The sequence below is a fragment of the Acidianus sp. HS-5 genome, assembly GCF_021655615.1.
Taxonomy (GTDB): domain Archaea; phylum Thermoproteota; class Thermoprotei_A; order Sulfolobales; family Sulfolobaceae; genus Acidianus.
The window spans coordinates 58,010-73,356 of sequence record NZ_AP025245.1; the positions used below are offsets into that span (position 1 = coordinate 58,010).

Consider the following 15,347-nt stretch of genomic DNA (forward strand, 5'->3'; position numbering starts at 1 on the left):
ATGATAAAGAAAATTCTATCAGGATTAGTTGGAGGACTTCTGGAAATAATTTTCTTTATAAATGATATGAGCGTATTCTCAGCAATATCTTACCATATACTTAAGATTAATTCTATAGCGGTAGGAATATTGCTCCATTTAATTGCTGCAATGATTATAGCTTTGGTAGGAATATCAATAATAGAGTTATCCAGAGTAAAATACGAAAACAAGAACTTCTTATCAGCATTAATTATAGGAGTATTGTTTGGATCCGCAGTACTAAGTCTCTTCAGCCTTCCTGTTCACTTATTAGTTTTTCCTATAAAAATTACGTTAACATACGTATTTGCACACATATTTTACGGAGTAGTAACTTACTTAATTTACTCTTTGGTTAAGTGACCGTTTTCTTCTCCATTCCTAGCGTTTTGCACACCAACTGCCTTAAATGTGTAATTCTTCGTCCACAGTGAAATTATCAGTGTAATGAGCATCATTGCAAACCCAAACAATGCAATATAATCGAATGCAGTTGATGACGGCATGAAACCCAACACTAGAGGCTGTCCGTTGAATATCATCACTATTGGAGTCTGATAACTCTCCATAAGTGAAGTAGCAACTACAGGTCCTGCAGCTCCTCCTATAGTCCTTAATAAGGTGTTCATTCCCATCCCTGTAGTTCTGTATTGATCAGGTAAAGCTAAGGCTACCATATTAACTAAAGGTATTATAACAGCCACCAATCCTATAGATGATATGAAGCCATCTATAAGGACTTCTGTTGGATTTGCTCTATAATACATGAGCATTACATATGCCAAAGAAGATAAGATGCTACCCATAATTAACACTGGTCTCGGTCCTACCTTAGGTAGCATTCTGCCGAAAATAGGACCAAATATTACCATACCGAAAGCAACTGGCGACATTAATAATCCAGACTGAATAATCGATAAACCCAATCCGTAAGGTGAAGGTAATTGAGCATAATACACTAAAAATATGAAGACAGTAAACATTCCAACTCCAGAAACTATTCCTACTAAGTTAGCTACTGCAAAGTTCCTTATCTTAAATAGATCCAACCTTAGTAATGGTTCTCTTATCTTCTTTTCTACACCTATAAATATTCCATAAGTTACTAATCCAGAAATCAGCAAGGATAAATTACACACAGAAGTCCATCCTAATGTGGGTCCTTCAGTAATATAAACCAACACTAGAACAGTAGCTAAGCCTATTAAAGTAGAACCCAAATAATCTACTTTCTCCTTATTGCGTATACCAGTGTGAGGTAAGTATTTTATTGAAATTACAAAGAGAATTAACGAAAGTATTGCAGCGGTGTGGAAAGCGTAAGGCCATCCTAAATCTTCTACAACATAAGATCCTATCAACAGCCCTAAAGCCGGTCCTATGCCTATCATTGCACTTAATATTGCTTGAGCAAAGGCTACTCTTTCCTTAGGATACAAATCAGTAATGTAAGCTATTGCTATAGGGAACATTGAGAACCCAACGCCTTGAATAGCTCTAGCACCTAGTAGAACCCAAATATTTGGAGAAAAACCTGCAAGTGCTACTGCAACTATATAAAAACCTATTGCAGTAACATACATTTTCTTCTTACCATAAGTGTCTGCTAATTTACCCATTAATGGCGAAGTAGCTGCTGCAACTATCATGTAAGCAGAAGTTACCCAACCTGCTAGTGTAGCCGATATTGAAAAGTCATTTTCTATCGTAGGTAAAGCTGGGATAACCATAGTTTCAACGTAGTTTATAATTAGCAGCATTAAAGCAAGTATAATTAGTGTCCTTGATTTAATGTCCATGGAGAAAAATGATAACTTCATAAATATAAGATTTTCGATATATCTATATTACGTTAGTTTGATACCATAATTTTTGGATAAAAACTTTTTAACCTAATTTTGAAGATGAGGATATGGCTTGGTTCAACAAGGATGAGTTAAAAAAATTCATAAGGAAAAATAATTCCGTCCTAGTAGTATGGGATGTACAGGAGGCACTAGTAAGCTCGATCTTTAACAGAGAGGAATTCCTGCAAAAACTGAAGGAACTTATCTCTGCAGCTAGGCAATATAACGTTCCTATAGTTTACACGAGAATAACTCCATTACCAGAAAGATTCCAGCCACCTTACATGAGGAGAACATTTAACCCCGGAGATATTGTGAAAGACGTTTATCCGCAGGAGGGTGATGTAGTACTTTACAAGAATACTGCAAGCATATTTGTAGGCACAAACTTCGAGCTAATGTTAAGGAATGCGGGAATACAGACAATAATCTTCACCGGTATTGCAACAGATATAGGAGTAGAGACTTCAGCAAGGCACGCGCAGACCTTAGGCTACTTACCGGTAATAGCTAAAGAAGCAGTATCATCTTCAGATAAGGAAGCTCATGAAAGGTCGTTAGCTAATATGAACAGACTAATGCTCGTCCTTGAGAATAATGAGATAATTGAAAGGTGGAAGTCAAGCTAATAAAGTATAATCCTTATAGCCGTTAGTTAAGTAAACTCCTTTTTGTCTACAAGTATCTGCAAGTTCCTTTGTTACTGTCATAGCGTAAATTACTGGAATAATCTTCTTTCCTTCAATCCCGAACTTGTAAGCCTTGAGCTTCTCTATCTTCTCCTCTAACTTCTTCAGCGTAGATATGCCAGCCCTAGCTTTAACTTCTCCTACTACCACGTAATTGCCGAATTCACCGTAAATGTCTATCTCCAGCTTATGAGGTATCTCAAATCTGTAAAGTTCAACATCTACGTTAAACTTAGATTTAATTACGTATTCAAGGTGTTCAATTGCCTCTTGCTCAAAGGACTCGGTTAAATTCTCTAAAGTTCGTAAGATTTGTTGATTTTGTTTCAATAGTTTATTTATTATTTTATCTCTCTTCTTATTTTCTCTGTCTATCCTTTCAATTGTAGCTTCAAATTTTTCGTCTCTCTTCTTGCTCTCCTCTTTCATTTCCTCAATTGCTTTATCAATCTTCTCCATGACCTGGTTAAACTTCTTATCGTGATTCTCAAATTTTTCACACTAACTTCTGCTGGTCTACAAAGATCTTGGACAGTTTTTGATAACTTCTCCACTTCCTTGCTAAGTCCATCTATTTTAGTTATTACTATTTTCTCAGCTATAACATCAGCTACTTTCTTTACAAAGTCCTCATTATTAGCTAACGCCTTAGCAATTGCCTCCTCGCTCATTGTGTGAATATTGAATTACAACTTTAAGAGCTTTCCTTCCTCAACCTCATTACCTTTAATCCCATAGATTGAAAGAGTAGAGGAAAATACTGCATTCTCGCTCTTATACAACTTATAATACTCACTCCTATCCTTCCTAGTGTAATAATTCACGTAATAAAGCTCAGCAGAGCCGTCACTCCTTGAAACCCTCAGTATTAGAACATTTAATGCTGATTTTGTATACTCCCTCATTAAGAGTTCTATCCCCTTTTCGAGGCCGTTCTTTATAAGAAACTTTAAAGCTAGCTCGCTGTCTATTGTAGTACCTTGAAAATTGAGATCCTTTGCTAATTTTTCCTTATCTACCGAACCGTTGTGTGCAAAGAAGTAAAAATAGTCCTCGTTATCGGCATAGAATGGGTGAGAAAACCTAGAGGACACTGTGGATTTATCAGTTGCTTGCCTTGCATGAAAGATTGCGTAAAACCTACCTTCTATAGAAGGTAAAACTAGAGACTCAACGAATATCGGATTTTTTGATTTATAGAGATAGATTCTCTCTCCGTCATAAATAACATAGCCCCAGCCATCTCCGTGTACGGGGTTTAAGCCAAACTTTGAAGCTATCACGTCATTTTTTGCAGACTCTTTTAACGTCTCATAAAGTTTAGTAAGCTCTTCTCCAGAATCACCTACATAGGCAAACATTCTGCACATAATGTAAAAAAGAGTTTTACGGATAAAAGTTCTGTAGCTTTATTTTTCCTTCATCGTCGTATATGTATACACTTCCCTCTTCCTCATCTAATGTTCTCTTATGTGAACCGTCGCAGAACGGCTTATGTTTAGATAACCCACATGCGCATACGTAAAAAACTTGTCCGTTATCTGCCTTTATTTCATAAGGTTTATTGCGGTCGTGTTTTACTAGCCTAGCCATTGCAAAGTAAGTGTAGAAAGTAAAGTATATATACAGTACGTGAATATAACTAAAGTAGGTTACCTTGAATAAAGTTGACGGAACAATTTGTCCAATTGTCGAGACTATTAGAATAATAGGTAGCGAACCAAAGTTGCTTGTTTTAAGGTACTTGTTAGATGGAGGAAAGGGATTTAACGAACTACAGAGGCTGACTAAATTAAGCTCAAAGACTCTGTCCTCTACATTGAAAGACCTGGAGAAATACGACCTCATAAAAAGGATAATAATTTCCGACAGACCATTTAGAGTAAAGTATGAGCTTACGGAGAAAGGTAAGGAATTGAAAGGAGCATTTGAAGAGATACAAAAATGGGGAAACAAGTATCTTAAATAGTTAAAGCTTTTCTAATACCTAAATTTAGAATAGTATTCTGTCACTCAAATATAGGTCAGCCTTATATATTACTATTACTAGTTACTAGTATATGGAAGAAGTTAAAGTGACTAGAAATTATCAGATCACAATTCCGTACAATGTGAGAGAGAGACTAGGTATAAAGGTGGGCGATAACTTAGTAGTTTACCTTGAGGGAGATAAAATAATCATACAGAAAAAAAGAGGCAATATTGCTTCTCTTAACTTGACACTAGGCAAGAAAATAACTGATGAGGAAATTAATGAAGCGATAAATGAGGCTGGAGAAAAAATTGGAAGCAGTAGTTGATACAAATTTCATAATTGCGGTAGTCTTTAAAGATCACGTTGATCATGAAGAGGCTATAAAAGAATGGGAAAAATTAGATAAGGCTTACTTACCCCTTATTTCAGTCACTGAAATAGCTTATTTCCTTATCAAGCATAATATAGACCTTAATGTTTTAAGTGAGATCTTAAGCGATCCTAAAATAGAGGTAGTCCAGAACGATGTTGAAGACGTCTATTATGCTTTAACCAAGAAAAGTGAGATAAAAGGCTATGACGATTTTAACGACTTCTTAATTTTGTCTACAGCTATAACGCAAAAGTTACCTTTACTTACATTCGATAAAAAGTTGAAGAAAAAGATGGGGAAATGATTTACACTTTCTCTAGAACGTCAGTCCTTCAGAATTTACATAAAGCACTACTGCTTAATTATTCTCAAGTAGAGGATAATTAATGTTATGAAGATAATTTGATGTATGTTAATTTTGGCTCTCCAATTTATTCTGTATCATCAAAAATGAACGCCTTCTTCTCTCTAGAGTATTCGAAATAACGAGTTAATTCTACTAATAAAGGAGAACAAACGGATTACTCTCTATTTCAGGGTTTTTAGTCAATTATTCTTCTTTTATAGTAGAACAAGCTTATGATATTCATTTAATCTCCCTTACTCTTTAAATTATACTTTATTCAATAGAAGTAAAGCTTAAGAGTTTTTCCACGTTAAAGTCATAAACTATAGCAGAAAACGTTGAGTCTACTCGTTTTTTCTTCTCTCCTTAATTTGTCGAGTTAACCGGAAGTTAACTAAACTCTGTATTATGAGATCTTCACGAAGAGAACGAGAAAAGCCTAAAATCCAGAAGAAGTGTAGGTTACTTCTACCTTATCACAAGTTGAAAGTAATACGTGCCTAAGGTATTCCTCGGACAGGATAGTTAATTAATATAGCTTCAGACGATCAAAGCTTACCAGGAATATAAATTGAGAAGAGAAAAAATCTACAATTTTATTACTTATAGTACAAAACATAGATTGTGATCCCTCAAAAGTACAGAGAATACGCTAAGGCATATTATAACGTTGCTTTGAAAGATAACGAGAGGGCAAAGAAAGCCTTAGAGACAAAGGATTATCCTGAATGCTTCTTTTACGCCCAACAATCAGTAGAAAAGAGTGTTAAAGCTATGTTAGAAATTAAGTTAATATATAGGAAAGAGCGTGACGTTATTGCCGATGCTTCTAACAATCTCCAAGAATTAGGAGAAGATTTAGATAAAGTACTTAATGCTCTAGATTACCTATCCGGTGCGTGGAATATATCTAGATATCCATTCTTTAATGGTCAAGACGTAAAAACTCCAGAAGAAATAGTAACTGAGGAAATGTGTGGAGAAGGGATAAGATATTCGGACGAGGTGTTAAAGATTGCTGAATCTTTCCTTAGAAAATATGGAATTATTTAGGATAGCAACGCGAAAGTTAATCAGAGATGACGTATTAGCTATAATATTTTTCGGCAGTAGGGTTATAGGAAAATATAGGAAGGACTCCGACGTAGACGTTCTAATAGTTATTAAAAGAGGGGGAAATAGGGATTTCTCAAAGGAGAGACTATCCTTCCTTAAAGAGACGGGGGTTAGGTTAGATACTACGGTATTTGATGAAGAGCAGTTTGAAGAAAACTTGACTTTAGGAACAGTAATGATGGGCGTAAGTATAGCGTATTGCGTAACTTACGACAAGATCTACGCTTACGGAAGGATAAACGCTTTTGCTGAGGAGGTAAGAAAATATAATGCAGTCCTCGAATTGCCTTATGGAAAATTCATAGTGGGAAGGACTATTAGGAAGTGCTTTGGTGATTTAAGTGCTTGATAAAGAGGAATATGAAAGGTGGATGGGTTCAGCTAAACAAACCTTGGAAAGTGCTAGAGCGGACCTTAATTCGGGGTTTTATAATTGGGCTTGTTTTAAGTCGCAACAGGCTGCAGAACTAGCAGTTAAAGCTTACCTTTACGGAATAGGTCAACCTAAAGCTGGACATGCAATAGCTTATCTACTTTCCATAATAAAAGCTCCACAAGATATAATAGATAAGGCAAAATATCTAGATAAACTTTACATCCCTACTAGGTATCCAGACGCGTGGTTTTCCGGATCTCCTAGCTTTTATTATACGAGAAAAGAGGCAGAAGACGCAATTAAATATGCTGAAGATATTATAAAATTTATAGAGGAAGAATGGAAGAAGACATCATCTCAAGGAGAGTGAAGGAGAGAGAAAGAGTAATAAGAGAAGCAAAGGATTTTGTAAACTCTTTAAAAGGAAAATTTTCAGCATTTCTTATAGGTTCTTATGCTAGAGGAGACTTTAATGCTTGGAGTGATGTTGACGTTCTGTTAATAGGAGAATTTAGTGGAAATCCTTTGAAAAGGCTTGAGGAGATAGACTTTCCTCCAGGCTATGAAGTAATTCCTCTCAATGAGGAGGAGTTCAGAAAAGCACTAGAGAAGAATAATCCTATCGTCTGGGACGTTAAAAGCGTTGGTCTAATCTTGAGGGACGACCTTAACCTTTGTAAGAAATATAACTTACGCTGTTCAGAAGGAAAGAATAATAGGTAAAATCAAGGGTACTAACAAGGTTAGTACTACTCCGTTTATCATTGCCCCCACTCCGTATTCGTAACCTAAAACGTCTACGTAAAAGCCTAAGGTTGTGTCCATTGAAGTAGCACCTCCTACTGCTACTGCACCTAAAGGAGTAGACCTAATTCTGAGGAAAACCGGCAGGAGAGAAAAAGTAAACTGTTCCCTGAGAAAGTTTACTAGAAAGGCTATTACTCCATAAATTGGACCATAATATTTAGCAACTATAGGCCCTGTGTAAGAATACCAACCCGAGCCTAAAGATATTGCTAAAGCTACGTTAAAAGGTTTTATAGAGAGCAGGAAGAACATAATCACGGAAGATATCATACCGCCTATGACAGCTATAATTACTGTGAATATGGCAAACCTACTTATTCTCCTCATTAGCTCCTTCTTTATCTCTTTACCTATACTTAATCCTATTACTACAGCTAAAACGTAAAGCTCCCAATCAATTGTCTCGTCAAATATGGAATTTGCAATGACTAAGGAATAGAACCTAGTTAAAAGTCCCGTCACGAAACCTATTATTAAAGGTAATAAATACTTAAGTTGAGTTTTCCAACCTACTCCTTTTCCTTTGTTTTGTTCTTCACTTTTTTCACTTATAAAAGATCCTAAAAAGTAGGTTATCGAAACTATTATTAAGGAAGATAATAACGAAACTAATAATATGCTCTCCACGTATCCTACTGAAATTTGATTACCTCCCCAGAAGGAGATTGTGAAAATTAAAGTAAGGACTATCCCGTCAGAGAAAATTTGGGGAACTCTAATCTTACGTCCTATTAATAGAGAAAAAACGTAAAGCATAATAAAAGTTATGGTAAAGAACATGCGGAAAATACCTTATTTTCATTTTAAAAAGTTTTCTAGAACGGTTGATATTGTACATTTACAGGGATTAAAATTGTTCTGCCCAGACTATCTTGAACGGTGAGAGTTACTGTGTAGATATTGTTAGGAATCAAAACTTGTACATTACCGAAGTATACAGTTATTGAATTATTCCCCGCTATCACTTTATTAGGCATAATTGATGTACTGGTTATTGCAGTACCTTCAATTTTGGCGTCTATTATGTTACCTTCTATTTGAGAGTAAATATTTAAATAAGCGTAGCCATTGCTCTTTATTACTCCTAACAATCCTTGAGTTTGGATATAAGGAACTCCCCTAGAAATAATCCCTCCAAGAGAAGTATAAATTAGAATGAACGCTATGAAATCAAGAATACCCCCTATGCTGATTATTATATTTATAATTCCGCCCACTATTAACAATATGCCCGAAGCTTCTACGGTGGAATCATTAAACCCCTTACCTAAGTTATAAAAACCTAAGCCCAGCATTATGTAACCTATAAGACTTAGAATTCCAGCAATTATTGTTATGAATATGCCAACATACACTAATATTGTAATGAACCCAAGTATTAGAAGCCCAAGGGAAATTAGAATTAACGTAGCTCCGGTACTTCCTATGCTCACATCAAGTCCAGAATTTTTAAGTAAGTTAAATCCGGACCTAAGTTTCACGATGCCTATAATGCCCAGTATTACACCTATAATGGCAATAATTATTGCAATTGCTAGAGCACCTAGTATGGAATCCCTCATTAATCTAGGATGTAAGAAAACTCCAAGTGACATAATAAATACAATCAGTATTATTGCGCCCACAAATACTATTATGCTTGAGATTATCTCATATAGTGAGCCTTCTCTCAATTCCTTCAATCCATCAGTATATGAGATACTCATATTACTTTTCTTTTTACTTCATGTATATTAATATATTTTGCAAACAAGAAGAAGGATTCCAAAACCTATTTTAACTATATTTCACACTATTCTAATCGTGGATTACGGAGCCTTAGGGCTTTCTTTACTCCTATCTTTAGCCTTAGCGTTTCTCCTAACAAGGCTAAAACTTTCTCCCATAATAGCTTACCTTATTGGAGGAATAATCGCAACAACTTATTTAGGAGTAAATTTCAACTCCCCAGACTTTTCCCTCATAACGTCACTGGCTTTAAACTTGCTGGCATTCGAAATAGGTACAGGATTTGATCTATCTAAAGCTAGAGAATTGTTCACCAGAGCAATATTCGTAGCTTTAGCAGAGCTCACTTTAATTCTCATAATTTCGTATTATGCAGGGCTTTACGTCCTTCATCTAGGTTCCGTAGGTTCAGCCTTTCTTACTTTGGCTTCAATAGATACAAGCACTTCAATAATTTACAAGTTAACAGAAGGCAAGACTATGAAGGATAAAGACTTACTAATAGCAGTAGCCTCAATAGAGGATATAGAAGTATTCTTCATTTATTCCGTCCTTGTAGCCCTTGGAGGTAGCTTTACCGTCATAAAGTCAATAACTGTAGTAGTAGAAGTAATTCTAGCATCCTTAATCCTTTACATATTTGCAAGATTCCTCTTTCAGAAAGTCCTATTTTCGCCCAGTAAAATAGAGGACGAAAGCATAATAATCCTCCTTCCTATAGCCCTAGTTTTCGTATTCTCTTATATTTCTTCAGTTACAGGAGTACCAACAACTCTAACAATGATATTAGCAGGAATAGCATTTTCCTCAGTAAGCGGTAGCGAGAAAGTAATGAAGACCGTTGCTCCGGTCAGGGAGTTCGCCTTAATCTTCTTCTTTCTGGCTGTCGGCGGGCTATTAAAGGTTAATGAAAGTCTCGTAGGCCTATTTTTTATTTCCTTACTTATAATAGGTATAAAATACTTCTCCTTCAGTACAGCATCTTGGATAACGGGGACTAACTTTGTCCAAGCTTTTACTAACGGAATTTATATGATACCACTTAGTGAGTTCGGAATTATAGTCACTCTAGATGCCCTTCAGGAAGGAGTAAACGTTTACACTGTCTATTTAATTTCAATTACGGTAGTGATAGCCTCAAGCATAATTGCCACAGTGCTTATACCTAGAATACAAAGAATATCCGCATTTATTAGTGGAATCTATTCCAATACAAGGATTTTACCTCAGTTGGACTCTGCAATAATCTGGTTTAATAGAATAGTACTAAAGGAAATAACGCCGTTTAGTAGGTCTGAAATAACCAGAATTTCCCTTAGGTTAATAATCTTACTTCTTTTACCTTTTACGATCTTTCCTCTTATTTATAAGCTTTCCTTAAGCGTAATCCCATCGACTTTGAGTTTTCTGCTTTATTTGGTCTTTGTAGGTGAAGCAGCAATTTCAGTATTATTGCTATATAACTTTTCACTATATTCCATGAGAATATATTACGTCATTGTGGGAGAAATATTCGTAAGAATTCAGAAAGTTAAGAGCAGATCTTTTAAGGACTTCTGGAGAAGGATCTTGGATTTTGCAGGTATAGGAAGTACTTTCTTCCTTATAGTATCATCCATATTTTACTTATTTTTGGAGGCGTCTTCACTCTTAGCTTATGACCCTGTAATTATAAGTTTTCCAATAGACTTATTATCTCTAATTGTAATTATCGTTTATATTAGTAGAAGAGAATTTAAGAAAATATCGAAATTTTCAGTATATTCTAGAAGAAAACCTAATTATAAAAAGATTATTAAAGCCACAATTATTGTAATACTAAGTTACAAAAAATATGTTAAAAATGAGGAAGAAGAAAAGAAGAAAGTGAATATAATACAACAGTAGTATCACTATTGATAGAAAAATTAAACTTTTTACTGAAATATCACGGTAATAATTCCCTAATCTGTTTACCTAGAAGTTGTAGAAAAGAATATAGCCCAAAATTTAGAGGTTCCTATTACCAGAGTAAATTTACCAGTAAATCGATCAGTAAATTGACAAATCCCTTGACGTCTGAATGAACACTGTTAACTATATATTTTATATTAGCTTATTTAGATTATAAAAGCTTTTTAAAAATATATAGTCAAAGTTTAAATATTGTGATTAAAAACTGTGCATATGGAGTACATAAGAATTGAAGGGATAATAGGTCTTGTAATAGTAGTAGGAATTTTATTGGCAATAGTTTTGATAGGTCCAGGTTTAACACAGTCCTTGCATGTGGGACCCAGTAATTTCAACGTTATAAGCGCAAAACTACTTAAAGCATCGTGTGGCTACGTTATTAATGCTACAATTGAAGCTTCAGGAATTCCAGGAAAGTGCCATGATAACCTTTACGCAGTTACTCTCAACGGTACTACATATTACGCATTCTATGAACCTGAAAATGGTAAGACGGTAGTATGGTACTATAACGGAACCAGTTCTTACCCGATTTACCTATCAACTTCAAATACTACTTATTCTCCGCCCTCAAACTTGCCTAATACTATATATAATGCTACTTTCGTCTCGCAACAAGGTAAATACAGCATAATGATAGGTGTAAGCGTTGCTCCAAAGCCAACATTAAAGATTATACAAGCACAAATACTCAACGTCAGCGGGCTTTGCGTTTTAAAGACTGAAGTTAATGCAAATATACCGGCAGGATATATTTACTTCTACGAGGCTGTGCTAAACGGAAGTACTTACTATATTTTCTATCATCCTAAAGGAGATACTCTATGTCCGGTTTATTACATAGACAAGTCCGGAGTTTACAATGTCTCACTATACATCTATCCTGAGAACTTTACAAAAGCAACTAATGTCACTCCAAATAGCTTTGAAATAAAGCCAGGGATCTATAAAGTGGTATATGTGACTAGCGTGGGTAATTACACAATAATGGCAGAAACAGTTACTTCAATCACTGCACCACAATTTTCCGTTGAAAATACTGCAACTGAGTCCACAGTAAATGGGCTAACACTATTAAACTTTACAATTACGGCAACTACACCTGCAGGCTCTCACATTTGCGTTTATGAAATTTCGATAAACGGTCATAATTATACTGTGTATTATAAGCCAGAGGTGTCTTCATCGGCAATAGGAGTATACGTCTACCAAGGTACTAAGACTTATCCATTCTACATTAACGGTACTGTATCAGCAGGGACTTATACAATAATATTTTACTATTGCTATGAAGGAGTACACTATATTTACACTGGAAAAATAACTATAAGTTAAAGATCTTTTCTTTCTTCTCTCTGCTTTGTGAAATTCTTCAGTTTTACTCAATGGGAACATAATAGCTAACTTTTAAGACGCAAGAATTTTTTCCTCCTAGAGAATTCAACTAATCAGTAAAGCATTCTCCTTCTTTTAACCTAGGAATATTTTTATCTGTATAAAAGTTATGATAGTTGCAAGTATGAACGCAGATGTAACTTGATCAATAGTATGTGCCTTAATTTTAATCCTTGCTATTCCTACCATTATTGAAAGTAAGTAAAATGCTAAGAACTTTATTCCAAGTATCATAGTAAGAGCGGTAGCAATTGCAGTTATTGTCGCTACATGGATGCTTATTTTATACTTTGTCGAGATTGCAAGTATTATGACGGTATTAACGACGTACGCAATACTGAGGTAAAAGAGGATAGGAGAAAAATCAATATATAAAATAAATAAGCCCAGTATATAACCTATTAAAGCAAGCGTAATTACCTTGCCTCTTTCTTCCCTTTTTGTTACAAAGAGGTCCGAGATCTTTCCCATTTTCCTCAAGATTAAAGTTATTAAAAAAGGCATTATTGAAAAGAAGAAGACTATATCAAGAAAATCTACTAACTCGTTTTCACATCTTAATAAGAATATTATAAGGAATCCCAGTAGTGTTGAATTTGAGGGATGAAATAAAATTGAAATAAATTTTCCCAAGTTCATATTAGTCCGCTTGTTAATATAACGAAACCTATAGTATAAAGTAACCCAACAGCAATATTCTTCATTATCCCCTTAGGAAACTTCACAGATATTAACCTAAACGTTATTAAACTCCAAGCAAAACCTAGGATTCCTCCTATTAATGCCCATACATAATCTCCAGTCATTATCCAAGAGCTTACCGTAAATATATTAACTTCTATTCCTTCAGCAGTTATCCCAAGGCTCGCAGTTAAAAATGCTCCTCTAGGTTCCGGATAGTCCTTGAATAGGAATAGTGTGGCCATTCCTATTAAGAGAAAACCTAAGGACATCCTCATTATGTATTCGCTTGTATCTGTTATTAAAACAGGAAGGAAAACATAGGTTAAATAAATTAAGGAAAGCACTATAAGTACTCCTACAATAGTTCCTAAGTTCCCCATTTTTTTATTGTTAGAAGACGCAATATAAGAGAACAATGACATTTCAAAACCTTCAAAGCTACAAGGTAAGAATGACGCTAAAAAAGCTACTTCGTCCATTTTTACCTCCTTAATACGTTCTTATACCTCTTTACTGCTATTACTGAAGATATTAAGAATCCTATCATTGAAGAGTAAACAAAATAATCACTAACAAAACTGTATATGCTATTAGTAGCGTAAACATAACCCGAAATTCCCAGAGTTATTAGTAATATTAACAGCGAATAAGGAGTAAGCCTCCTCTTCTTAAACGATGCAAAGAGAATAGCAAAACCTATTACGTCTAAAGGTAAGAGAACGATCATTGCGGGCTCTGGATAAACTGCAGCATAACCGGGAGTAGGATGTACTGTAGCAATGTAACCGTAATGGACGGGATACTGTAAAGGTATAGGATAAGTCCAGTTATTAAGGCATAGTATTATGGGAGATCTTACTATTGAGAAGTCGAAAGCACATAATAATCCTTTGACGTCGCTGTTCCCTACACATTTAGTTAACCAAGGTAAATGCCAGTTATAATCTATGAATCCTAGTAGCGTATATCCGCTCAGCGTATAGTTATCTATCCAAGCTTCCTTTGCATAAGGAGAAATTATCAAGAGAGGTATTCTTTGACCCAGCCCATAAGAATTTATTGCAGGAGGAATTATTTGGTCGAAATATCCTCCACCTTCATCAAATGTTATGAAAATTACTGTTGAAGACCACTCCGGACTTCTCATTACTGCATTTACGATCTTAGATATCTCTACGGCTCCTGCAGTTACGTTATAGGGCGGATGCATATCGTAGTGATCATTGTAACCGTTGATCAACATTACCCAACTTACTGCAGGTAAAGAATTACTCTGTAAATCTGCGCAGAAGGTTGTAAGACTGTGGAAATGATTTAAGTGTTGCTTAATCCCTATGAATGCTCCCATAGGCCAAGGTACACAGCCTGAATAATCGTAAACGAAATATCCCCAGCTCAAGCCGTAGTTACAAAGTTGATTCATTATGGTTTCATTAAAAGGTATAACGTTACAAGCGTCGTCGCTGTAAAAGCTAGGAGGGAAACCTGTCATGTAAGCTACTCTGTTAGGTTCTGTTAAACCCAAAACCGGTGAATAATAATTGTCCGCAAGAACGTATTCTTCAGCATAATCCCAGAGTATTCCTACTTGTTGATAAGAGAAGTAAGCCATTGACTGAGGTCCAGAATAGTAAACGAAACCGCTTGGAGAGTCAAACCAGTAATCTCCATGGTATAAGCACCATCCTTCTCCAGGATCTACAGTGTCCCAAGCGTTGGCATAGTAAGGATGAGAAGATCCTACGAAAGGTAACCAAGGCACATTAGGTATAGAAATCCAGCAGAGTACTCCGCTTTTACTCTGTTCTAGTTGTGTATAATTCTTGTAGAGTCCGCAAGGCCACATTACCGAAAGTGTAACGTTATTAATCTTTGGAGGCCAGCCAAAAGGGTAGGTTCCGAACATATTATCGAAAGAATGATTTTCTTCTATTATTATAATGACGTGTTTGATAGGTGTAGCGGTAGATGAAGCGTGAAATGTGGGTAAAACAAAAAACAGGAAAAGAAGTCCAACTAACAATATTTTCCTCATTT

The 15,347-nt window shown here is 35.4% G+C and carries 21 protein-coding genes; 11 read left to right on the plus strand and 10 right to left on the minus strand.

Going from position 1 to position 15,347, the window contains the following annotated elements; genetic code table 11:
- Window positions 1-384 carry a hypothetical protein gene (locus HS5_RS00370; RefSeq protein WP_236752107.1) on the plus strand — a complete coding sequence of 128 codons (384 nt, stop codon included), beginning with the start codon at window positions 1-3 and terminating at the stop codon, window positions 382-384.
- Here HS5_RS00370 and HS5_RS00375 read toward each other — a convergent pair.
- The gene (locus HS5_RS00375) at window positions 366-1,820 is read right to left on the minus strand and encodes an MFS transporter (RefSeq protein WP_236752108.1); all 1,455 of its coding nucleotides are present in this window, start codon (window positions 1,818-1,820) and stop codon (window positions 366-368) included. The two genes, HS5_RS00370 and HS5_RS00375, sit on opposite strands and share 19 nt — an antisense overlap.
- A 113-nt stretch (window positions 1,821-1,933) precedes the next feature.
- Between HS5_RS00375 and HS5_RS00380 the strand changes: the two genes are divergently transcribed.
- Window positions 1,934-2,497: an isochorismatase family cysteine hydrolase gene (locus HS5_RS00380; RefSeq protein WP_236752109.1), complete on the plus strand. Its 564-nt coding sequence runs from the start codon at window positions 1,934-1,936 to the stop codon at window positions 2,495-2,497.
- Here the strand turns inward: HS5_RS00380 and HS5_RS00385 are convergent.
- From HS5_RS00385 to HS5_RS00400, 4 genes are read right to left on the minus strand one after another with little or no spacing between them, the layout of a single operon-like run.
- Window positions 2,489-3,016 (minus strand): hypothetical protein, encoded by a 528-nt coding sequence (locus HS5_RS00385; protein ID WP_236752110.1) that lies wholly within the window; start codon window positions 3,014-3,016, stop codon window positions 2,489-2,491. The two genes, HS5_RS00380 and HS5_RS00385, sit on opposite strands and share 9 nt — an antisense overlap.
- The gene (locus HS5_RS00390) at window positions 2,983-3,228 is read right to left on the minus strand and encodes a hypothetical protein (protein WP_236752111.1); all 246 of its coding nucleotides are present in this window, start codon (window positions 3,226-3,228) and stop codon (window positions 2,983-2,985) included. Before HS5_RS00390 ends, HS5_RS00385 begins: the two co-directional genes overlap by 34 nt.
- Before the next feature lie 15 nt (window positions 3,229-3,243).
- The gene (locus tag HS5_RS00395) at window positions 3,244-3,927 is read right to left on the minus strand and encodes a class II glutamine amidotransferase (RefSeq protein WP_236752112.1); all 684 of its coding nucleotides are present in this window, start codon (window positions 3,925-3,927) and stop codon (window positions 3,244-3,246) included.
- A 16-nt stretch (window positions 3,928-3,943) separates the two neighbouring features.
- Window positions 3,944-4,150 (minus strand): CDGSH iron-sulfur domain-containing protein, encoded by a 207-nt coding sequence (locus HS5_RS00400; RefSeq protein ID WP_236752113.1) that lies wholly within the window; start codon window positions 4,148-4,150, stop codon window positions 3,944-3,946.
- 64 nt (window positions 4,151-4,214) lie between these two features.
- On the opposite strand from HS5_RS00400, the gene HS5_RS00405 reads away from it, so the two are divergent.
- From HS5_RS00405 to HS5_RS00435, 7 genes are all read left to right on the plus strand, one after another.
- Window positions 4,215-4,526, plus strand: coding sequence for a helix-turn-helix domain-containing protein (locus HS5_RS00405; RefSeq protein WP_236752114.1), 312 nt, complete (start codon window positions 4,215-4,217; stop codon window positions 4,524-4,526).
- A gap of 91 nt (window positions 4,527-4,617) precedes the next feature.
- Window positions 4,618-4,857 (plus strand): AbrB/MazE/SpoVT family DNA-binding domain-containing protein, encoded by a 240-nt coding sequence (locus HS5_RS00410; protein ID WP_236752115.1) that lies wholly within the window; start codon window positions 4,618-4,620, stop codon window positions 4,855-4,857.
- A complete protein-coding gene (locus HS5_RS00415; RefSeq protein WP_236752116.1) occupies window positions 4,841-5,209 on the plus strand; it encodes a PIN domain-containing protein in 369 nt (122 codons plus the stop codon). The genes HS5_RS00410 and HS5_RS00415 overlap by 17 nt, the downstream gene beginning before the upstream one ends.
- 666 nt (window positions 5,210-5,875) lie before the next feature.
- Window positions 5,876-6,304, plus strand: coding sequence for a HEPN domain-containing protein (locus HS5_RS00420; protein ID WP_236752117.1), 429 nt, complete (start codon window positions 5,876-5,878; stop codon window positions 6,302-6,304).
- Complete coding sequence (locus HS5_RS00425) at window positions 6,267-6,716, plus strand: nucleotidyltransferase domain-containing protein (RefSeq protein ID WP_236752118.1); 450 nt, start codon at window positions 6,267-6,269, stop codon at window positions 6,714-6,716. Before HS5_RS00420 ends, HS5_RS00425 begins: the two co-directional genes overlap by 38 nt.
- Window positions 6,709-7,113: a HEPN domain-containing protein gene (locus tag HS5_RS00430; protein WP_236752119.1), complete on the plus strand. Its 405-nt coding sequence runs from the start codon at window positions 6,709-6,711 to the stop codon at window positions 7,111-7,113. Before HS5_RS00425 ends, HS5_RS00430 begins: the two co-directional genes overlap by 8 nt.
- Window positions 7,083-7,466: a nucleotidyltransferase domain-containing protein gene (locus tag HS5_RS00435; RefSeq protein WP_236752120.1), complete on the plus strand. Its 384-nt coding sequence runs from the start codon at window positions 7,083-7,085 to the stop codon at window positions 7,464-7,466. The genes HS5_RS00430 and HS5_RS00435 overlap by 31 nt, the downstream gene beginning before the upstream one ends.
- Here HS5_RS00435 and HS5_RS00440 read toward each other — a convergent pair.
- Both HS5_RS00440 and HS5_RS00445 read right to left on the minus strand, forming a co-directional pair.
- A complete protein-coding gene (locus HS5_RS00440; protein ID WP_236752121.1) occupies window positions 7,443-8,330 on the minus strand; it encodes a lysine exporter LysO family protein in 888 nt (295 codons plus the stop codon). The genes HS5_RS00435 and HS5_RS00440 overlap by 24 nt on opposite strands.
- A 35-nt stretch (window positions 8,331-8,365) precedes the next feature.
- A complete protein-coding gene (locus tag HS5_RS00445; protein WP_236752122.1) occupies window positions 8,366-9,256 on the minus strand; it encodes a DUF973 family protein in 891 nt (296 codons plus the stop codon).
- Between the two features lie 97 nt (window positions 9,257-9,353).
- Here HS5_RS00445 and HS5_RS00450 point away from each other — a divergent pair, with 97 nt between their 5' ends.
- Both HS5_RS00450 and HS5_RS00455 read left to right on the plus strand, forming a co-directional pair.
- On the plus strand, window positions 9,354-11,165 hold the full coding sequence (locus HS5_RS00450; protein WP_236752123.1) for a cation:proton antiporter: 1,812 nt from the start codon (window positions 9,354-9,356) through the stop codon (window positions 11,163-11,165).
- Window positions 11,166-11,444: 279 nt separating this feature from the next.
- Complete coding sequence (locus tag HS5_RS00455; RefSeq protein WP_236752124.1) at window positions 11,445-12,566, plus strand: hypothetical protein; 1,122 nt, start codon at window positions 11,445-11,447, stop codon at window positions 12,564-12,566.
- A gap of 135 nt (window positions 12,567-12,701) precedes the next feature.
- Here the strand turns inward: HS5_RS00455 and HS5_RS00460 are convergent, their stop codons facing one another.
- Genes HS5_RS00460 through HS5_RS00470 form a run of 3 tightly spaced genes read right to left on the minus strand, consistent with a single transcriptional unit; the run spans window position 12,702 to window position 15,345 of the window.
- Window positions 12,702-13,265 (minus strand): hypothetical protein, encoded by a 564-nt coding sequence (locus HS5_RS00460; RefSeq protein WP_236752125.1) that lies wholly within the window; start codon window positions 13,263-13,265, stop codon window positions 12,702-12,704.
- Window positions 13,262-13,789 (minus strand): hypothetical protein, encoded by a 528-nt coding sequence (locus HS5_RS00465; protein ID WP_236752126.1) that lies wholly within the window; start codon window positions 13,787-13,789, stop codon window positions 13,262-13,264. The genes HS5_RS00460 and HS5_RS00465 overlap by 4 nt, the downstream gene beginning before the upstream one ends.
- A gap of 2 nt (window positions 13,790-13,791) precedes the next feature.
- Complete coding sequence (locus HS5_RS00470) at window positions 13,792-15,345, minus strand: alkaline phosphatase family protein (protein WP_236752127.1); 1,554 nt, start codon at window positions 15,343-15,345, stop codon at window positions 13,792-13,794.
- Between the last annotated feature and the right edge of the window lie 2 nt (window positions 15,346-15,347).